This is a genomic window from Bacillus sp. FSL K6-6038, from assembly GCF_038050455.1.
Lineage (GTDB): Bacteria > Bacillota > Bacilli > Bacillales > Bacillaceae_G > Bacillus_A > Bacillus_A pseudomycoides.
The window spans coordinates 2,530,202-2,551,451 of sequence record NZ_JBBOUH010000001.1 but is presented as its reverse complement, the minus strand read 5'-3'; the positions used below and the strand labels follow the sequence as shown (position 1 = coordinate 2,551,451).

20 protein-coding genes and 1 pseudogene are annotated in these 21,250 nt (G+C 31.9%); 7 read left to right on the top strand and 14 right to left on the bottom strand.

Annotation, left to right across the window (positions count from 1 at the left end):
• Positions 1-251: 251 nt before the first annotated feature.
• On the top strand, positions 252-1,556 hold the full coding sequence (gene secY, locus NSQ40_RS13125) for a preprotein translocase subunit SecY (protein WP_018780511.1): 1,305 nt from the start codon (positions 252-254) through the stop codon (positions 1,554-1,556).
• 180 nt (positions 1,557-1,736) lie between these two features.
• On the opposite strand, the gene NSQ40_RS13120 is transcribed toward secY, so the two are convergent.
• Entirely contained in the window at positions 1,737-2,654 is a 918-nt protein-coding gene (locus NSQ40_RS13120; RefSeq protein WP_098187792.1) for a DMT family transporter, read from the bottom strand.
• Positions 2,655-2,802: 148 nt separating this feature from the next.
• On the opposite strand from NSQ40_RS13120, the gene pdxR reads away from it, so the two are divergent.
• Complete coding sequence (gene pdxR, locus NSQ40_RS13115) at positions 2,803-4,269, top strand: MocR-like pyridoxine biosynthesis transcription factor PdxR (RefSeq protein WP_018765937.1); 1,467 nt, start codon at positions 2,803-2,805, stop codon at positions 4,267-4,269.
• Here pdxR and NSQ40_RS13110 read toward each other — a convergent pair whose 3' ends face one another.
• From NSQ40_RS13110 to NSQ40_RS13100, 3 genes are all read right to left on the bottom strand, one after another.
• Positions 4,270-4,767 carry a DUF421 domain-containing protein gene (locus NSQ40_RS13110; RefSeq protein ID WP_003197861.1) on the bottom strand — a complete coding sequence of 166 codons (498 nt, stop codon included), beginning with the start codon at positions 4,765-4,767 and terminating at the stop codon, positions 4,270-4,272.
• 304 nt (positions 4,768-5,071) lie between these two features.
• Positions 5,072-5,626: an undecaprenyl-diphosphatase gene (locus NSQ40_RS13105; protein ID WP_003197858.1), complete on the bottom strand. Its 555-nt coding sequence runs from the start codon at positions 5,624-5,626 to the stop codon at positions 5,072-5,074.
• 373 nt (positions 5,627-5,999) lie between these two features.
• On the bottom strand, positions 6,000-6,452 hold the full coding sequence (locus NSQ40_RS13100) for a CHRD domain-containing protein (RefSeq protein ID WP_080548526.1): 453 nt from the start codon (positions 6,450-6,452) through the stop codon (positions 6,000-6,002).
• Positions 6,453-6,773: 321 nt separating this feature from the next.
• On the opposite strand from NSQ40_RS13100, the gene NSQ40_RS13095 reads away from it, so the two are divergent.
• A complete protein-coding gene (locus tag NSQ40_RS13095; protein WP_003207198.1) occupies positions 6,774-6,989 on the top strand; it encodes a spore germination protein in 216 nt (71 codons plus the stop codon).
• A 26-nt stretch (positions 6,990-7,015) separates the two neighbouring features.
• Here NSQ40_RS13095 and NSQ40_RS13090 read toward each other — a convergent pair whose 3' ends face one another.
• From NSQ40_RS13090 to NSQ40_RS13075, 4 genes are all read right to left on the bottom strand, one after another.
• On the bottom strand, positions 7,016-7,252 hold the full coding sequence (locus NSQ40_RS13090) for a DUF3947 family protein (RefSeq protein WP_003197850.1): 237 nt from the start codon (positions 7,250-7,252) through the stop codon (positions 7,016-7,018).
• 209 nt (positions 7,253-7,461) lie between these two features.
• Positions 7,462-8,340 carry an SDR family oxidoreductase gene (locus NSQ40_RS13085; RefSeq protein ID WP_003197848.1) on the bottom strand — a complete coding sequence of 293 codons (879 nt, stop codon included), beginning with the start codon at positions 8,338-8,340 and terminating at the stop codon, positions 7,462-7,464.
• Positions 8,341-8,352: 12 nt separating this feature from the next.
• The gene (locus NSQ40_RS13080) at positions 8,353-8,700 is read right to left on the bottom strand and encodes a hypothetical protein (RefSeq protein ID WP_098159023.1); all 348 of its coding nucleotides are present in this window, start codon (positions 8,698-8,700) and stop codon (positions 8,353-8,355) included.
• Positions 8,701-8,722: 22 nt separating this feature from the next.
• Complete coding sequence (locus NSQ40_RS13075) at positions 8,723-10,093, bottom strand: aminotransferase-like domain-containing protein (RefSeq protein WP_258248401.1); 1,371 nt, start codon at positions 10,091-10,093, stop codon at positions 8,723-8,725.
• A gap of 125 nt (positions 10,094-10,218) precedes the next feature.
• Between NSQ40_RS13075 and NSQ40_RS13070 the strand changes: the two genes are divergently transcribed.
• On the top strand, positions 10,219-11,157 hold the full coding sequence (locus NSQ40_RS13070) for a DMT family transporter (RefSeq protein WP_033797607.1): 939 nt from the start codon (positions 10,219-10,221) through the stop codon (positions 11,155-11,157).
• 17 nt (positions 11,158-11,174) lie between these two features.
• Positions 11,175-12,860, top strand: a complete 1,686-nt coding sequence (locus NSQ40_RS13065; RefSeq protein WP_003207202.1) for a M3 family oligoendopeptidase — start codon at positions 11,175-11,177, stop codon at positions 12,858-12,860.
• Positions 12,861-13,272: 412 nt separating this feature from the next.
• Here the strand turns inward: NSQ40_RS13065 and NSQ40_RS13060 are convergent, their stop codons facing one another.
• The 6 genes and pseudogenes from NSQ40_RS13060 to mtnN form a co-directional block, all read right to left on the bottom strand.
• A complete protein-coding gene (locus tag NSQ40_RS13060) occupies positions 13,273-14,079 on the bottom strand; it encodes an N-acetylmuramoyl-L-alanine amidase family protein (protein ID WP_098159024.1) in 807 nt (268 codons plus the stop codon).
• 592 nt (positions 14,080-14,671) lie between these two features.
• Positions 14,672-15,250: a GNAT family N-acetyltransferase gene (locus NSQ40_RS13055; RefSeq protein WP_098159025.1), complete on the bottom strand. Its 579-nt coding sequence runs from the start codon at positions 15,248-15,250 to the stop codon at positions 14,672-14,674.
• A gap of 463 nt (positions 15,251-15,713) precedes the next feature.
• Positions 15,714-16,211 carry an SRPBCC family protein gene (locus NSQ40_RS13050; protein WP_003197834.1) on the bottom strand — a complete coding sequence of 166 codons (498 nt, stop codon included), beginning with the start codon at positions 16,209-16,211 and terminating at the stop codon, positions 15,714-15,716.
• 168 nt (positions 16,212-16,379) lie between these two features.
• Entirely contained in the window at positions 16,380-17,231 is an 852-nt protein-coding gene (locus NSQ40_RS13045) for a GNAT family N-acetyltransferase (RefSeq protein WP_003207205.1), read from the bottom strand.
• Between the two features lie 26 nt (positions 17,232-17,257).
• Positions 17,258-17,892, bottom strand: a pseudogene (locus tag NSQ40_RS13040) (SDR family oxidoreductase).
• Positions 17,893-17,938: 46 nt separating this feature from the next.
• Positions 17,939-18,646, bottom strand: coding sequence for a 5'-methylthioadenosine/S-adenosylhomocysteine nucleosidase (gene mtnN, locus NSQ40_RS13035; protein WP_018765925.1), 708 nt, complete (start codon positions 18,644-18,646; stop codon positions 17,939-17,941).
• Between the two features lie 474 nt (positions 18,647-19,120).
• Between mtnN and NSQ40_RS13025 the strand changes: the two genes are divergently transcribed.
• Positions 19,121-19,813: a response regulator transcription factor gene (locus NSQ40_RS13025; protein WP_026008582.1), complete on the top strand. Its 693-nt coding sequence runs from the start codon at positions 19,121-19,123 to the stop codon at positions 19,811-19,813.
• The gene (locus NSQ40_RS13020) at positions 19,803-20,960 is read left to right on the top strand and encodes a sensor histidine kinase (RefSeq protein WP_018780494.1); all 1,158 of its coding nucleotides are present in this window, start codon (positions 19,803-19,805) and stop codon (positions 20,958-20,960) included. The genes NSQ40_RS13025 and NSQ40_RS13020 overlap by 11 nt, the downstream gene beginning before the upstream one ends.
• The last annotated feature ends 290 nt before the right edge of the window (positions 20,961-21,250 follow it).

Genomic DNA, 21,250 nt, shown 5'->3' with positions numbered 1-21,250 from the left:
CATTTTTCATGCGTATCTATGTACATTTTTTTATTTATTAGTTATATTATGGTTATTGAATGATTACGAAAATAAATCTATCGCTTATAAAAACGTTTGTATTTTTTATATCCATAACAACACTACAAAATGTATGAAAATCCATTTGTCAAATGAATTCTACACGGAAGGAGGCTTGTAGTTCGTTCATCAGGATATAAAAAAACAGTTTTCTTTTTAGATAACTGCTAAAAAATACAGGAGGCGACACGATGTTTCGTACGATTTCAAACTTTATGAGAGTAGCTGAGATAAGAAGGAAAATCTTTTTTACACTTGCGATGTTAATTGTTTTTCGAATTGGCACGTTTATACCAGTTCCTCATACTAACGCAGAGGTATTAAAAGTACAAGATCAAGCCAATGTTTTAGGTATGCTTAATGTATTTGGCGGAGGAGCCTTACAACACTTCTCAATCTTTGCTGTAGGTATCACACCATATATTACAGCCTCCATTATTGTACAGTTGTTACAGATGGATGTTGTACCTAAATTTACAGAGTGGGCAAAGCAAGGGGAAATGGGCCGTAAAAAATCAGCTCAGTTTACCCGATACTTTACAATCATTCTCGCATTTATTCAAGCCATTGGAATGTCTATTGGCTTTAACAATATAGCAGGCGGGCAACTAATTTCTAATCCAGGATGGACTACGTATTTATTTATCGCTACAGTGCTAACTGCCGGTACTGCATTTTTACTTTGGTTAGGTGAACAAATTACTGCAAACGGCGTAGGTAACGGAATTTCAATGCTTATCTTTGCAGGACTTGTTGCAGCGATTCCAAATGTCGTAAATCAAATTTATTTACAACAATTTCAAAATGCTGGAGATCAACTCTTTATGCATATTGTAAAAGTAGTATTGATTGGACTCATTATTTTAGCGATCGTTGTTGGTGTTATTTACATCCAACAGGCAATTCGTAAAATACCTATTCAATATGCAAAAGCTGTTTCAGGGAATAATCAATATCAAGGGGCAAAAAATACACATTTACCGCTTAAAGTAAACAGTGCGGGTGTAATTCCTGTTATTTTTGCTTCTGCATTTCTAATGACACCACGGACCATTGCGCAGTTATTCCCTAACTCTGATATATCTAAATGGTTAAGTACAAATCTGGACTTTACACATCCAGTTGGAATGATCCTTTACGTTGGACTCATTATTGCTTTCACATACTTCTATGCATTTGTTCAAGTAAATCCTGAACAAATGGCCGAAAACTTGAAAAAGCAAAATGGCTACGTTCCAGGTATTCGACCAGGGAAATCGACAGAGAAATATGTAACAAAAATTTTGTATCGCTTAACGTTTATTGGTGCAATTTTCTTAGGTGCTATTTCAATTTTACCAATTGTATTTACGAAAGTGGCTACTTTACCACCTTCTGCTCAAATTGGTGGTACAAGTTTACTCATCATTGTAGGGGTAGCGTTAGAAACAATGAAAACACTAGAAAGCCAGCTTGTGAAGCGTCACTATAAAGGGTTTATAAAGAAAGTAAACTAATATTTTTACATACAAATTAGGCATAATGAAACCCTCTCGTTTTCTATATGAGAGGGTTTTTATTTATGTAACTTTGAAAAACAACAGTATACATATAAAAAAACATTTAATTACATATCAATTCCATTGTCATAAACACACTATTTTATTCTTCTATTTCACAACTGAAATACAATCATGTTACATTTCTTTTTTCAATAATCTCCCCTGTTTAAAGTACACTCCAAGTGTAGAGCGATTTGCTAAAAATACACCCATCAAGATGAGACACGCTCCGATTCCCATTACTGGATTAATTGGTTCTCCTAAAAATACGTATCCTGTAATAACAGCAATTAATGGAGATACATACAGCCAAGTTGATGGGAATACTGGATTGGTCTTTGACAAGAGCCAATAATATAAACCATGCCCACCAATTGACCCTACAAAGATAAGATATAGAATGGGCCATTGTACACTCCAAGATGTTAATATATCGAGATTTGGCTGTTCTATAAAAATAGAACTAATCAGAAGAAAAAGTCCACCGTAAAACATTTGGATTCCGTTAATGAGAAACGGCGATACTTTTGGCAGATCTGAAAGTATTTCTTTTGAATGGATGGAACCTATGCCATAAAATAATTCGCCGACTAATATGACAAGGCAAGCGATACTCCATATAAAAGTGAGTTGTTGGTGCATCCCTGGTAAGGAGATACAAACAACTCCAATAAGCGCTATGATTAGAGCGAGAAATTGCTCCCGTTGTAGTTTTGTTTTATTTCTCTTCGATTGTAATAACAAAATCATCATTGGCCCTGTTGCAGAAAGAACAGCTGCTAAACCCGAAGAAATATACTGTTCAGCCCAATATAATGTTGCAAATGTCATAAAGGTTAAACAAAAACCAGCATATATAATTCGTTTTGAAAGTAGGTATGGTATAATACCTTTCCGTTTTAAGGTAAATATGATGATTAGAATAACACCTGCTAAAAAGAAACGGATTCCCGCTGAGAATAATGGTGGTGCCCCCGCTTCAACCCCAATTTTTATCGTTAAAAATGTTGTGCCGAAAATCATACAAATTAAAATATAATTAAAAATGACCATTATGTTTCCTCCTTTTGATTTTTAAGATGAGTATAGAGGAAACAGTGTATAACAGTATATCAACGTATATAACAGTTGGATAAATCTATAGTTGCTCCTACATATGTTTTTAGATTTAATTAAATTAAAAAGAAACTCAGGTGAGATCATGAAAATTGTACTACGCAAAGAGTCTAATATACCATTCTATCAACAAATTTATATGCAAGTTGTTGAGCGGATTCAAAGTGGAATGTTATTACATGGTGATTCCTTACCTTCTTTACGTACTATAGCAGATGATTTGAAAATAAGTATATTAACCGTTCGTAAAGCCTATAAACAGCTGGAAACAAAAGGTTATGTACAAATTAAACAAGGAAAAGGTGTGTATATACATAAACATGAACATCGGAAGCATCAGCCTACGCCGTATGATTGGCAACATACGAAATCAATCAATGTCATGCGATCTCAATATGTAATGAATCAACATAGGAAATATTATGATTTTTCACAGGCCATTCTTTATCCTCGTCTTTTACCTAATCCATTTCTTTCGGATGAAATGCAAAAAATAATAGACAAAGATCAAATGATATTAGCAACTTATGGACCAGTTCAAGGAGATGAAGAGCTTCGAATAGAAATTGCAAGATACTTAAAAGATTATCAAAGACTAGCTGTAGATCCTTCTAATTTATTAATTACAAGTGGCGCCCAGCAAGGAATTGATTTAATCGCTCAAACATTGTTACAACCAGGTGATACAGTTATAATAGAGAGCCCGTGCTACGGTGCAGCAATTGATGTATTTATAAACAAAGGGGTTAAAATCATACCAATTGAGCTTGATGAACAAGGAATTCGCTCTGATTTAATCGATGAAGTTTGTCAAAAACAGAGACCCGTTTTAGTATATGTAAATCCTACTTTTCAAAACCCTACAGGTACTATAATGAGTAGCCAAAGGAGAAATGAACTTGTAGAACTAGCAGAACTGTATCATTTTTTTATAATTGAAGATGATTCTTTTGGGGAAATATATTTTGATGAAGTTATAATTCCACCTCCACTTAAAACCTTTGATACAAATGGTCACGTTATATATTTAAAAGGATTCAGTAAAACATTAGCGCCAGGCCTTCGTATTGCAGCATTAGCTGTAGAAGGACCTATTTTTGAATGGTTATATGCTGTGAAAGCTTCGATGGATATAGGAAGTCCGTTACTAACACAAAAGGCACTTCTTCCATTTTTACGAGCAGAAAGAATGAAAAATCATTTAGAAAAATTACGCACCGCATTACAACTAAGACGCGATACAACACTAGAAATATTAACTTCTCTAACAGGGGAAATTCATTTTCAAAAACCTCTAGGTGGTTTTAATTTATGGATTACACTTCCAGATTCAATCAATGCTTTTATGTTACTTAAAAAAGCGAATGAAGCGAACGTTTCTTTTCTACCAGGAACGGCTTGTTTTTTGAATCATGAATCAAAATATAACTATTTACGAATTAGTTATTCTATGTTAAATGAAAAAGACATGTTGATTGGATTAAAAAGATTTCATAACGTATTGCTAAACTCCCTAAAACAACAAAAAACAGTTAATATATCTCCATATTAACTATTTTTTCAGGTTGTATTGGTGCAATATCTTTTCTAACATTTCGCAAGTAACTGGTTGTGCTCCAGCTGTTAGTTGATAACCAACGCGACCGTTCGGTTCTGCCGTTGCTTGTTGTAATGTTTTAATATCATGAATTCCTTGTTCTCTTAAATACATCAGCAGTTGCTGTTCTGTCATTTTCGTACGTCTCAAATTATTTTTTAAAATTTCTCCATTTTCAATAATAACAATGCTATTACCATTTAAAAATTGTTCCATCCCTCTTGATTTCATTTCTACATAATGAATAATAAATAAAACACCTGAAAATATACAAGCAGCAAGGATAGACGGTCCTACTTTTCTACTTAGCACTGGTTCTACAATAATACGCCCAATAGAGACAACGATAATAATTTCAGCTCTTGTCATCTGATTAATTGATTTACTTCCGGTTAATTTTAAAGCGAGGATACCCGTAACAATTAAAATTATGCTTTCAAAAAAAATATTCATCAACAATCCATTCCTTTAATGCTAATTTATGAATAACATTACCATTAATTAAATTCTCTATTGTTCACACAGTTCCTAAAAACTAAAAACAAGTATATACTAGCCCTATCTAGCATGTACTTGTTTTTAGTTATCCTAGTCAATCCTTATTTCTCCTCATCCTTCAACTAGATTTTTTTCAAATCTCACCAAAAGTTTTCAATTTGCGCCTTCTCTCGCTCTACTGCACAAAACAAAAGAAGCGGATGTTCTCTTTTTATTTGGTACAATTCCCAAGAATGACATAGGGGATTTTTCTCTTTTTTCATTTAAATAATTTTGTGAACGATGAATATATATTTATAATCCAAGTAATAAGAGACTGAAATGTATATGTATTCTTATCAATAATAACACTTGTTAGACTACCTATAACAGCACTCCCGATTATGTCAAATGGATAATGATGTCCTACCCAAATACGTGAAAAACCTGTCAAAACTGCTAATAACCACATAATAGAGCCAATTAAACGTTCACGAAGTAAAACGGAAGTCGCTACAGCAAAAGCTAAGGCAGTATGTTTACTTGGAAATGAGGAATTACTCTTTGATGGGATAAGCAAACGAATTCGATGGAAAATAAAAGGACGAGGTTTAAAATAAAAAAGTTGGATGATACGGTTTATAAATAAAGTAACTCCTGCTGAAATTCCTGCATACAAAATAATTTTTTTGTAGAAATTGTTTCTAAACCACATAAATATTAATATGAAAAGGTATAGATAACGCGTCTTCTGTGAAAGAAAAACCATTATCGCATCCATAGTAGTTCCTCGTCCAGCAAGACGATTTATAACCTTAAACAGCATATAATTCATTATAAATGTTCTCCTTTATTTCTGAAATGATATATAAAGTCCATTAACTAATAAAAAAATGGAAAACAGTTTATGACTGAATTGCCTGGGTGGCAATTGTTCACCAATGAATTTAAAATGGTCCCCACAAACTATAAACCATCCCTCCAACAATGAGTCCTAAACCTAGAAATAACACTATAAAAGCGAGAATTGATTTTTTATTATCTTCCATGAACTTTACCTCCCTAAAAATTATTGGTTCTATATAAATTTCCCCACAACAAAAACCTTTAGTCATAATTATGGCTAAAGGTTTTTGTCATCATATTTATAAGTAATAAAAATATGGAATTATAACCTGTAAGAACAGACTATATACAGTTAAGAAAGATTAAAACCTTTTTATTTGCCCTCGAATTTCTCCGTTTGGATGGTTTTCCGTATGAGCGTTTACATACGAATTGCCGATTTCCATCTTTCTTGCTAGTTCTAACAAGGACATACCTTGTAAAGGACCAGTAAGGTCACTTTCTACAATTATTCCCGTTACCACTCCTCTATTGACACTAATACCACGCGTTACTGGTCCAAAAAGAAATGCGACAACCTGACCATTTTCGCCTCGCATCCCTAGATGAATGTGAGCAGCAGTCAATATTTCTATATCATTAAGCACCAATTTAAATCGAAGTCCTGTAAAATCATTATTAAATCTAAATAGTACTAAACCGCAAGCATCTGTTTTTACAAGAGGCACTTCTTCCCACCCTGTTAATCTAGTTAAAAAACATTTAGACAAAGTATAGTTCACTTCCCTATTCATTAAATAATGTATTTTATTCATTTGATAGAAAACAGCTTGCACGTTTTTACTATAAATAGATTTATCGCTTTTAGATGCACAACGATAAATACATTTTCTTGGGTTAATGGAATCTTATCAATGTTTTTTCTTAATGCATTTATCAAAATAGTACGAAATATTAATAAAAAAGAGTCCATCTCAATTCCACAAATCTATGCATTTTTTTGTTCAATGATGTCTTTGGTTCATACGATACATTTCTCTTCCGCTCAAATTCGCTTTATGCTAAGCTGCACTTTTACAAAAATAAATCATATAGTGACTTTAACAATCCCTAATCTAATAAAGTAGGTGAAGACTATGCCCTCTGTTGTCGGAAATCTTGTTGTTCAAAATAGTAACGGTTCTTTTAACTTAGGTGATTTCTATAATGTTTCTCCGAAAGAGAATACAAAAGCCTATAATGGTTCAGGATCATCTAATGTTGCTTTTGTAACTAATACCTTTAACGGTGTGAGTGCAACGAATACATTTGATTCTGATGTTGCAGATCAAAATCAAGTTGGAACAGCTTAATTTTATTAAGAGTAATAAAATCAGTTTTATAAATTGTACACAGCACCAATTAGAATTGTTGAAAAATATATCCCATTCTGAGTCATATACGTAGGATAATAATATTGTACAGACGGATAGTCAAAATGCATATCTTGCATCTGCATTGTTTGTACCTGCGCTTGTAATGCCTGCTGAACAGATTGAAGTGTACCTTGTGCTGAAGTATATGTTACAGCAGGAACTCGAATTTCATTATTAAAATATGGAACATTCATATTCATTCAACTCCCTCTTATATAATCATCCACACACTGTTTTATATATTATGGATATGAGTTTTAAAAAGTTCTAAAGCGTAACAATATTTAACAGCCTTTTGTCCACCGTTAGAAGGAATGAAGGTGCAGCAAAAATATTTATAAAAACGAAAATGAAGACTAAGAACCGATATATACATGGTTCTTAGTCTTCATTTCATTTTATACAATACTCATTGTCCTTTTAAAACATTCTCTTCAAAATATTTTCCCCAATCAGGTTGTCTTCCATCAATATCTTTAAATCCATATTCTCTCGCTAATCCCCAAGAACTAAGGGATTTTCCTGTTTTATTATGAACGTTCGAATCACTTGCTAAAGCAGCGATTGCTCTACCAATAAAGAAAGGTGTTTCAGATGCGATAAAGTGTGGATCTTTCTTTGTACCTTCTTGCCAATTTTCTTCTGTTACACCAAATAAATCTAACATTGCTTCCGAACGGAGAAATCCAGGGCTTACCGCAACAGCAGTAATATGATGTTCCTCTAAATCTTTCGCCATTGCTTCTGCCAAATGGATGGTTGAGATTTTTGCTAAGCTATAATATAGGTTACCACGGTACTGATAATCGACACCATCTGTAATTTCAATTACAAGTCCCTTCTTATTGTTCACCATTAGGGGGGTACCATAGTAACTTGTCATCATGTGTGAATGGACAGCACGTTGTTGCATAAGTAATCCATTATGTAAGTCATGTTCCCAAAATGGTTTTCCCCATTCAGTAAGCGGATCTCCGCCCCAAACATCATTTACTAAAATATCAAGTTTGCCGTTTTGTTCATCTTGAATTTTTGTAAATAATGCTTTAATATCCTCTTCCACTGTGTGATCTACACGTACGGAAATCCCCTTTCCTCCTTGTTTTGTAACAAGCTCTGCTGTTTCTTCAATCGTTTCTGTTCTTCCCATTGATGATAAATTACCCTTTGTACTTCTTCCTGTTACATACACAGTTGCTCCTGCTTCACCAAGCATCATTGCAATACCTCTTCCAGCACCACGCGTCGCACCAGCTACAACTGCGACTTTTCCTTGTAATGGTTTCATATACAATTCTCCTTAATGTTTATTTTCCAGTCTAATTAATTTAGGTACATGCCCTCTATCATACTTTTTTGTATATATTTCCTCATCCGGAGTAACAAATTGTAGCGTAATCTTACCACAAACACCAGTGTAAAATTCGAACTCACCTTGTGAATTTGAAATAGCAAGTTCTTTATTTACGATTGAGTCTGCATAAACTTTAACATTCGATATAGAAAGGTTGTTGCCATCTACAATAACTGACTTTATATGAATAGCAACCCCTTTACAATTTTCACTTCCTTTATTATACATAACAATTACTATCACTCCGGTTCCTACGACAATACATATCAACAAGGCTATTAAGTTTTTCTTCATAATAAACCTCCTATATGAAGTGTTAGTCTTTCTTAAAATGGAAATCTACACGATTTACTTGTTTCATTTCCTCGATTACTCTATGAATTCCTATCCTAATTTTATCTTCTTTCATATTTGATACATTCAGTTTTAAAAGTTTTTCTTTACGGAAAGAAGACAAATAATTTTTATCAACAGTCTCTATAAATATTTGATTTTGCCCTAAGTTTTTAATAAGCGTTTCCGTGACAATACTTTTATGTAATGATAAGCACGTATGTATTCCTATTTTGCTTTCTGTTTTACAAAACAGATGTTGATTTTCTTTATAAGCTTCTTCTAATGCTCCAGATAACGCCTTAGATCTAGCGTAATATGACAATTGAATTTTTTGTTTGTGTCGTTCAAACATCCCGCTTTTTATGTAAATTTCTAAAGCAGCTTGGGAAATCATTGAACTATCAATATCTAATAGCTTTTTATATTTATGAAACGCTTTTGCAATAGAAGCAGGAATAACTGCCACACCTACACGTAATCCAGGGAAAATAATCTTCGAATAACTTTTTAGATAGATTACATGTGAAGAATTATCGTAACTATATAGTGGATCTACCTTTGGGTTTTGTTCTAAATCTGCTAAATAATCATCTTCTACTATAAATACATTGTATTTCTTTGCGAGAGAAATAATCTTTTCTTTTTCCTTCTTAGAATATGAAGTGCCGAGTGGATGATGAAATCTTGGGATGGTATAAAAGAATTTTATCTTTCCCGTTCGAAATATCTTTTCTAACTCATATAAATCAATACCTTTAGCAGTGCGTTTTATTCCGATTACAGGAGTACGATTTGTTTCTAGATATTCAATAAATAAGTGATAACTCGGTTGCTCAATAAGTATCGTTTCATTTTGATTTGGAAAGGGTATTGAAGTTAATATAACTAGAGCTTGCTGAACTCCTGAGGTGATAAAGATATTTTCTTCTTTTGCGAAAACTTGATAGTTCGCTAGTTGTTTTTGCACAATTGAAATTAAAGATGGCAGCCCTTTAGGTGTACCATATATAAACAAATCATTCTTATACGTATCAATTGCCTTATTAATACAATGTTGAAAATCTAAGTAAGGAAATACATCAGGATCTGGAGCTGAAGATGCAAAATCAAAATTCTCTGTTTCATCTTCTTCATAATTCCCCATTTTTTTCACCACATAATATCCACTTTGAGGTACGGAATAAATAATATGGCGCTTCTCTAATTCATGAAGCGCACGTATAATGGTTGCTTTGTTGCACTCATATTGTGATACGAGTGAACGTATAGACGGTAATTTCCTACCTTCTTTTATCTCTCCTTTTTGAATCATGCTTTCTAGATCATTTAATACATTTAAATATTTATACATGATTACACCTCAACGTCTATTTTGTACCGGTACAGTTTGTATTTGTTCACATTGTAGCACCGATTCAGAAAGATTACCATGTACATATACTGGCCAGTAGTAAATTAATTATATGAGGTGAAATTATGAAAAACACAACTAAAGCATATACAGCCGCATTAGTATATGCCTTTATTATCGGATTTTCATTTATGTTTGTGAAATTAGCATTAACGGTTACAACTCCTCTCGATACACTTGCACACCGTTTTACAGTTGCTTTTTTAATAGCAACTATTCCTATCATTTTTGGTTTTGTAAAATTAAATATTTCATTTAAAAACATACTTTCACTTTTACCACTAGCAATCTTTTACCCAGCATTATTCTTTGCGTTCCAGGCTTTCGGCTTAGTATATACAAGCTCGTCTGAAGCTGGGATTATCCAAGCTGTCATTCCGATATTCACAATGATTTTCGCTTCTTACTTTTTAAAAGAATTTACAAATGCATGGCAAAAAATATCTGTACTCATTTCTGTAATTGGTGTTATTTATATATTTGTTATGAATGGCACAGGAACTCATGAGACTAGTTTTATAGGAGTTGCTTTTATTCTGCTATCAGCGTTATCATCTGCTTGCTACAATGTTTTAGCACGAAAAATGACAAAGAAATTTAAGTTAATAGACTTAACATATATGATGACAATGATTGGGTTTCTTAGTTTCAATTTAATCGCTATCATTGAACATATGAATGAAGGTACTGTAAATATATACTTTAAACCATTTACAAACGGAACATTTCTTATATCTATTTTATATTTAGGATTATTGTCTTCTTTGCTAACAGCATTTTTATTAAATTATTCATTGTCTTATATGGAAGCAGCTAAAATGAGTGTCTTTAGTAATCTATCTACACTTATTACAATTAGTGCAGGAGTATTATTCTTACACGAACAAATTGCATACTATCATATCTTTGGGTCCATAATGATTGTTCTTGGTATAGTAGGTACAAACTTCCTAGGTAAAAAAGGAATTCATATAAAAGAAAAGAATACCTCTATTAGTAAATAAAAAGTGAGGGGTTTTTCATGCAGCAGGTAATGCCTATTAATATTAGTAATATAGCTGAACTAACAAAAGAATTGGATACATTATTAAACGTATCAATATCTTCTAATCAAGAACTTGAGAATTGGTTAATACAACAATCACAGACTTTAAATTCTATCAATGAGCAACTCATGCAACATTATATTGCTTTTCAACGAAATACAAATGATATAAAGGTAAAAGAAGCTTTTGACTTTGATCAAAAAAATGTACAGCCTACATTAAAACGTTATAAAAGTCTACTAGATCAAAAATATTATGAATCACCATATCGCTTCCAGTTAGATCCCTCTCAGTTTGGATTCTTAGATACAAAAATCCAAAACATTCGAAGCCTCTTTAACGAAGAAAATATTAGTTTAGAGGTTACTGAAGATGAGTTAATAACAAGATATTTTGAAATCACTGGTAATCTCTCTTCTATGTGGGGCGGTGAAGAGGTAAACCTTTCTGAATTAAGAATATATCTACAAGATTCTGATCGAAACATTCGTCAAAAAGCGATGACTGCTATCTCTGAAAAGTTTTTATCCGTAGAGAATGAAATTCAAGAAATCTTAAATCAGTTAATTGTGCTTCGAACAAAAAAAGCTAGGAACGTTGGTTTAATGAATTATCGTGACTACATGTTTAAAAAATACGAACGTTTTGATTATACGGCCGAACAATGCAATAAATTCGCTGAATCTATTCGTAAATACGTTGTGCCGCTTCAAGAAAAAATGCATAAAGAATTACAGGAAAAGCTTGGGGTAGATACGTTACGTCCGTGGGATATACATGCTGTACCTACAGATCATAAACCTTTACACCCTGTAAAAAATGAAAATGAATTAATAGAAAAAAGCAAAACACTTTTCGCAGAGATTGATTCAAGTTTTTCAGCTCTTCTAGAAAAAATGCATAACCATCTAGATTTGGAAAGCAGAAAAGGGAAAGCACCTGGTGGATTCTGTGAATATTTACCCGCATCTAAGTTATCATTTATTTTTATGAATTTAACAAAAACACAAGATGATGTTGTTGTTTTCTTACATGAGATGGGTCACTGTATTCATCATGATTTAATGAAAGATATTTCGATACATCAATATCAACATTTACCAATGGAGACTGCTGAATTATCAAGTATGACAATGGAACTATTTACAATGAACAACTGGGATGTTTTTTATAATAATCAAGAAGATTTTAAACAAGCTAAGCGAGAACAATTAACACAAATTATAGAGTATTTACCAATTACACTGATTATTGATCAATTTCAACACTGGTTGTATGAGAATCCAACTCATACTGTCGAAGAAAGAAATGCTAAGTTTTTAGAACTTTCTTCTCTATATAATTCAAGCATCGTAAATACAGATGGCTATAAAAATTGGATCGTCGCACAATGGTTATCTGTTCTGCATATTTTTGAAGTACCCTTCTATTATATTGAATACGCAATTGCACAAATTGGTGCTTTACAAATGTATAAACAATATAAAGAAAACCCTCAGCAAGCATTGCAAAACTATAAAAAAGCTTTATCTTTAGGTAGTTCTAAGTCTGTAAAAACAGTATATGAAGCAGCAGGAATTCGATTTGACTTTTCTGGTGAAACAATTAAGGATTTGATGTGTTTTGTTGAAGAGGAATTAGCGTTATTAGAAAAAATATGAGTAATTAAGCCTACGTTTTACTTAATTTAACCTTTACTAAAAGACTCTATTTTGAAATTATATTTTTCAAAATAGAGTCTTAGTTTATCATTATTAGTTTACATAATAATATTATATTTTTTCGAGATGATGACTTACAAGCAAAACACCAACTGGTTGGTATTTATATAATGATTTAAAGGAATCAATAACTATTCGATCCTTTCAGACATTTGCTGAACAAATTGTCTTGGTCGTCGATGAGGCTAATAATGAAGTGATTGGCCTTGATATTTTTGGATAAGCTTTTACTTCTAACTGAACTATTAAATGATTGTTAAAATCTTCTTCTGGGGATCGAATCTCAATAAACAAATCCTCATAAACTCCTACTCATTAAGAAAGGGTAGAAAATTCCTTCTATGTAATTACATCAAGCTTTCTGAGAATATTGTAAAATACCATTTGCATCAAAATAATAATAATAACCATCTAATAAAATCCAACCTCTAGTCATATGATATCCTGCATAAAAATGATACCACTTGCCATCATATTTTAACCATCCAACATGTTGTGATCCATCTTGTTTCATATAAGCCCAACCTACACCATCATGTACCCAACCTGTTTGCATTTGACCGTTGGAATTAAAATAATAAAGCTTTCCATCAATATGATTCCAGCCAGTACTCATATATTTATCTTTAGGTAAATAATACCAATACCCACCATTTTGAAACCAACCAGTTTGCTGTGAGCCGTCCGCTTTAAAATATGCCCAACTTACACCGTCATGTACCCAACCTGTCTGCATTTGACCACTGGAATTAAAATAATAGTTTTTGCCATCCACCTTATACCATCCTGTTGCCATTGCCCCGGAACCATTCAATAAAAAATACCATTTCCCTCCGTCTTGTAGCCAACCATGATATAACGATCCATTTTTAAAATAATACCAGTATCCATTATAAGAGAACCATCCATTTCTTGGAGCTTTGACCATATTACGTTCTTGGTTAGAGTATTGAGTACCATGTTTATTTCCTTTAATATCACTATTCCTTATTTCTGGTGAAAGTTCTGTTTTTATATGAATTGATTTTTGCTGTTGTACAGCAGGTGTTTTTTGAAATCTTTGATTCTGTTTTTCTTGCTTAGAATTTTCCTGTGCATGTGAAATAGTAGGAAATAAAATAGCAGACGATAAAATAACTGAAACTATTCTTTTTTTCATATGTATCCCCCTATGATAATGTTAAGAGTGATTTGGTAAAAATATACTCTATTAAAATATATTACCACAATGAGTGTAGTTCGAATATAAAATAAATATAAAAACATTGGAACTTGGATATAACAAGTTGCGTATAAAATGGTTTCAGAAAAACATATTGCCTCGCAAAAAAGTTTTTCATAATAATAAGAACTAAATAATAAAAAAATCAGGACGACTCCAAAATTTCATTTCTCCACTCTGTTCATTAGAGCTTTGAAAACCCTCTTATTTTAAACATTAGTCCCTCCTATATATTACTATTATTTCGAAGAACAAATTTAATTTAAACAATGACATAACGTGAGAATCAATTCTCCATTACCTACCCATTACCTAGGGGTAGGGGGTTAATTGTATCTATAATTCTATTTTTAAGGTATTATAATTACATAATAAAATCTTGATATAATCAAATTTAATAACACCTACATTAATACTATCCTTGATAAAGTGAAACTTTAATCAGCGCGGCTTTATCCACTACCTAACTTTTTTCTTTCTTTAAATTTTATCCCATTAAAGCGAGATGAAAATAAATAGGTGTATCATTTTAATTGAAATTTTGTATGTAGTCCTCTTTAAGGATTCCATATATTTCTAAATCAATCACTCCTTTACCAGACCATAAAGAAGCTTGTCTTAACACCCCTTCTTTTATAAAACCGTTCTTTAAGAGGACTTTCTTTGAAACCTCGTTTACAGGCATGACCTCTGCTTGAATTCTGTTTACATTAACTTCTTCAAATAAAAATTTTACTACCATACGAACAGATTCAGTTGCAATGCCCTTACCCCAATAATCCTCTACCAAAAAGTATCCAATAGATACCATGTTCACTTTTTGATTAAAATCCATAGATTCAATAATTCCAACCAATTTATCACTTTGATTCTTCTGAAAGATACCCCATTTAATTCTGCTTTTTTTATGATAATCCCTATCAAAATGACCAATCATCTTTCTTACCGTTTGTAAGTTATGTTTAGGAATGATACCGCAATATTCAAATACCCTGTCATTGTCGTAGATCGAATATAATTCCTGTAAGTGTACCTCTTCGATTTTTCTTAATACTAGATTAACAGATTCCAATACTGGGAAATCTCCAAAAACCATTTCAATATTCATTTTATTCTCTCCTTAGGTTATTCCTTAATTGGTCTTATAAGTTCTTTTCAATATATTTAGGTTTTGTATTCTTTCAAAGTGATACATTCCTCAACCCTCTGTATATTCACATTTTATAATTCAAACAAAAGTTTTTTTTTATAATTTGTGCTAATTTTACATTTATATTGCAATCTACACTGTGTTCCTCTTTATGAAATTTAAGTGTATTTAAAAAGCAACAAAGCAAGTTTTCTCCTGTTTTGTTGCTTTTTGTATTAGGCATCAGTTAATCAATCTAAGAGAAATGTAATTTAATCATTTTTTGTCGAGAACATTGCAAATCAAACTTATGCGCTGTTTTTTATTATTGTTAACAATTATGTACTCTTTTCTGTATTTATTTCATTCCATCAATATAATCAACAGTTTTTATTTCACGATAAAAGCTTTTTTAATCTGTAATTATCACATAATAATACGATTAATTTAAATCATTATTTTCGATTTTATTAATTACTAACTTATATCTTTTATACCATTTTTCCCATTCATCTTTTGGAAAATCCATGTCATGACCATCTAATACAGAAGAAAAAATTTCTAAACATATATGCCATCCAGATAAATCTTTTGGTGTGTGTTCATTTATTTCATGAATAAATTCCTTTAATATTAATAGACAACCATCTGGATTTTTATGTACTTCAAATCGAACACGATCTTCTCCCCAAGTAAATTCTAATACAGAATTTACTTGACAGTCTAAAATATTGATATCAATAAAATTCCCTGAGCCATCCATCATATCAAATTTTATAATACCTCCTTTTCGTAAATTCTCTACATAAAGGTTTGGCATCCATCTTGCTAGTTTATCATTCTCTGTTAATACAGCCCAAACTTGTTCTACTGCATGATTTAATGAACGGTTAAATTGAGCTACATATTCATTATCTATTTTCTCTATTAGAGCTAACATAGTCATACCTCCATTTAAACTCGAAAAACAAACATACGATCGTTTTTTAAAATTTCACACAAAACACATGAAAAAGCAAATAAAAACTTATGATGTCTATAAAAATATAAATCCTTCAATTTCTTTTAAAGTATGCAGCTAAAAGATTTTTCTATTTTCCTCTAAACGTTACAATGTATAATACATTTCATACTGAGCCAACGAACTTTTCTCGAATCCGCATTTTTTTACAAATCCTTCAAGTAAACCATTATTAGGGAATCCAATAGAAAGACTGGGAAGCTGTAATTCTTTGCTTACAGTTTGTAATAGACTTGTAGCCACTCTAATTCTTCTATATTTTTTATCAACAAATAATAAACTTATCTTACCATTGTCACTAACACATATACATCCTTTTAAATCATCATTAATATAAGCTCCATAATACGTATTATTTTCAGTTTTCTCTATATAATCGATATCATTTTGCCAATTTATATGGAAGTTTAACCATTTTTGTATACCGTTTTGAAATTCGCCAAACTTAATTTGCCTTATTTCTATATTTTGTACACTCTTACTTGTCAAAATAGAAGTGTCCCTCAAATTATAGTAAGACAGATCATATACTTTTTCATACCCTAACTTCGTATAAAATTGAATCGCTCTATCATTACCGACAATGACTTCAAGAAAAAGTTGCTGACATCCATTTTTTATCGCTTCTTCTTTATGAAATTCAAATAATTTATGACTAACGCCAACCCCACGATAGTCCGGATGAAGCGCTAATGTGCCACATCGCATTGTTTTTATACTTTCATATTCTTTAATTCCACCAAGTATAACTCCAATTGATTTATTTTCATCTAACGCTATATAAGAATGCTCAAGTTTATTACCTTCTGGACCGAAAAATCTATTTATAAAGTCTTCTTTTGAAACTTCCATCTTTATAATGTAATCAGAAAAACCATCTCGAAAAGCTTCGTATACTAAATCTATATCTGCTTCGCTACATTTTTTATAATGAAACATAGTAAAATTTTCATCTACCTTTCCCACTAATTTGAAATAAATGGACATTTTCTGCTATACATTTCATCATTAATTTGCTTTATAACAAACGGCGCAATATCTCCATTTTGAATCTTAATCCCTGGTAAATCTCTGATACTCTCTTTGATTTTACCACTCCCTTGTCCGTCTACAACAAAAGGTAACCGCACAATAGTCCAATCCACATTGCTATTTTGTATCACTTGTATTCCTTATACTTATCTTTCATCATATTCGAAAGAAACACACGAAATAACATTGCCCCTAGTTTATTTAATATACTCTTTTGATCTCCTTGTACATCCAATGATCCTCCAGAAACAAGAATATATCGCTTAATTCTGTATTCTTCCATTACTTTTAAAATATGATTTGTCACCGTACTAAATATATATGATTCTTTTTTAGGTTTCCCCACTGCATTAATAACAACCTTGCAGCCTTGTAGTAATCGACGTATTGCAGAAATATCGCGAGCATCTCCTTTTACAACTTCCAAATATTTATGCGATATTTTAAATATTTGTGGATTTCGTGTGAGAATACGTACAAAGTATCCTTCTTGTAGTGCTTGAGTTATAAGGTATTTACCAGCCTTTCCGTTTGCACCGATAATTGCTACTTTATTTATTATTTTCATGACTAAAGTTAGGCTCCTTTTAAAGGATATAGATTTATACATCGTATTATTGATGAGATGTAGTTAATTCGTAAACGCGTAAAAACGCAATTAAATATTCACATGCTCTCTCACAGGCTAACATTTTAAACACCTTTTGTTCCTCTACAGTTTTATCATTTGCCTGATCTGAAGCTGCTTTCAAACAAAGAAAAGGCTTTTTATTCACATGACATACGTATGCAAAAGCAGCTATTTCTTGATCAACAGCTATTGCACCATATACAGTATGTAGTAAATATCTCATTTCCGTACTGCGAATACGCTGATCTCCGGATATGAAAGTTCCAAAATGTACTGGATCATAAGCACGCACTTTTTTTATTTGTCTTACAAGGTATTTCGTTGTTTCAATAGGAGCTGCTCTACCAGTATATAAATCGAAACTATCCGTTCCTGTTCCCGCAGCGGTTACATCATGCTGTAGTGTGTTAAGTGCAACAACAATATGACCATTTTTTACTTTCTCAGATAAACTTCCGCAAATGCCTGTCATAAATAACTGTTCAGGCTTAAATTCACTTATTAGTAACTGTACGCAACTAGCACAGTTCACTTTTCCAACACCAGTAATTACAGAGATTATTTCTAATTCATTTATAGAATGAAAATGAAATTCCCAAGCAGCTCGTTTTTCTACACGATGGCTTGGATAATACTGATACAAGTATGTAAGCTCTGGTTCCCATGCGGATACAATTGCAATACGTTTCATTACACTTTTCACTTCCCCCTATTTTCATTTGAATAATTCACCAATGTTTTTTCGCTCATAACATGGAATCCACTTTTTATGTAAATACCTTATTAATTCTTTATTCTTCGTAAGTACTTCACATCCTCTTCTAGATCCTTTCTAATCTATTATTCCTTTTAAATAATTCAAATTCCACTTATTTTATATTTCAAATCCCAATCTAATAAAAACTTTTTTATATCACTTTTCCAAGCTCCACTGGGTTCAAATGTATATATTTTTTTATGTAACACGTTACTTTCTCCTCAATAAAACTTTGTTTCAACATATCATAAGGAAACAAATTATCCTGTTGTTTTTATTCGTGATGTATTTTTTTATTTTTTTCAATACGTTACATGAAATTTTATGTATGATCTTAACTCCCAAATGCCTAAATGTTTGTTATTATATTAATGATGAGGGAATGCAAAGAAAGGAATTAAGTATATGATGGAAAGAAACATTTTAATTATTGATGATGATAAAGAAATTGTAGAATTACTAGCCGTTTATTTACGAAATGAAGGCTACAGCATTTATAAAGCATATGATGGTGATGAAGCGTTACACATGCTCTCACTTCATCAGATTGACCTTATGATATTAGATATTATGATGCCAAAACGAAATGGACTAGAAGTTTGCCAGCAAGTTAGAGAAGAAAATACGGTACCTATTCTTATGCTAAGTGCAAAAGCCGAAGATATGGATAAAATCCTAGGTCTTATGACAGGTGCAGATGATTATATGATTAAGCCCTTTAATCCATTAGAATTAATTGCTAGAGTTAAAGCGCTATTACGTAGATCTTCATTCCAACAAGTTACATCACTTAATGATGATGGTATTATTCGCATCCGCTCTGTTGAAATACATAAACATAATCATACTGTGAAAGTGAATGGAGAGTATATTAAACTTACATCTATTGAGTTTGATATCTTATATTTACTTGCCAGCAATACTGGTAGAGTATTTAGTTCAGAGGAAATATTTGAACGAGTTTGGAATGAGGATGGTTATGGTTCCAATAAAACTGTAATGGTTCATATTAGTAACCTAAGAGAAAAACTTGAAACAGGAACGAATGGTGAAAAACTCATCCATACTGTTTGGGGAGTAGGTTATAAAATTGAGAAATGAGACATTTGACATATTAAAAGTCATTCCGAAATGGAAAATTGTTTTTTGGCTTTTAATATCTATTTTGCTTACACCAATTACCGAGGTTGTCATATCCCGTCTTGTTACGAGTGTAATTGACAGTTCCCTTACATTAACGGCATTAAGTGGAGAATTTGTCAGAATCGTCGGCTACGAAAAGTATATGGGATTAAAGGAGTCTCTTTGGACAATGATGGGATCCTATCTGTTTTTATTCTCAATTTTTTCATTCTATGTTTATATTTTCTATCGTCACGAAAAAAAACTATATTATGAAGTATGCATAAAGCAAATGATTGACGAAATTCGTTATATTGCGGATGGTAATTTTAATCATAAAGTATCTATTTTACAACATAATTATTTAGAAGACTTAGCAACTGGTGTCAATCACATTGTAGAGCAGTTAAAAGTTTCAATTGAAGAAGAACGTCAAACTGAACAAGCCAAAAGTGAACTCATCACAAATGTATCACATGACTTACGGACACCGCTAACATCCATAGTTGGCTATGTTAATCTCATACATCATGATAATTACAGAGATGAAGTAGAATTACGTCATTATATTCAAGTTATTTATGACAAAGTAAATCGATTAAACATGCTAATGAATGACTTATTTGAGTATACGCGTGTTCAAAATAACGAGTTACAACTAAATACTGTACTTATTGATATAATTGAACTACTTGGTCAACTATCTGTTCAATTTCGTATGCAATTCCAGGAAGCCAATATTGAGTGTAGACTTTCATTTCCACCAGAAAAACTTATGGTCCTTGCTGATGGAGATAAATTAGTACGTGTATTTGAGAACTTAATTATGAATGCTATAACGTATGGTAATGATGGGAAATTTATTGATATAACAGCTTATCAAGACGGAAACATGATTGTAATCGATATTACAAATTACGGACAGCCTATCCCAAGTACAGATTTAGCACATATTTTTGAACGCTTCTATCGTGTTGAAAAATCCCGTTCTGCATACACGGGAGGATCAGGCCTTGGATTAGCGATTGCAAAAAGTATTGTGGAGATTCACGATGGAACGATTGAGGTATATAGCGATACTGAACAAACAACATTTACTGTGAAGCTTCTTTCATATAAGCAATAAAAAGCATTTATCTCAACAACTAAAAATCCACTAAAAAAATCACCTATTAGAACAAGAAAAGTACTATATTCTAAATATAATAGTGATTTTGTTGTATTGATTGATAAACCCCATGGAAAAATTCCATGGGGTTTTATTTCCGATCTATCAACTTATCACTATCAATATAAAAAATAAAAACCTAGAATGTACGCATTTCACAGGGATTGTAACTATGGCACGCCAGATGGGTTATGAGCCTCCAAATACAGATGTTTTAGGGACTAAAGAATAGTGAGAAATAAACAAAC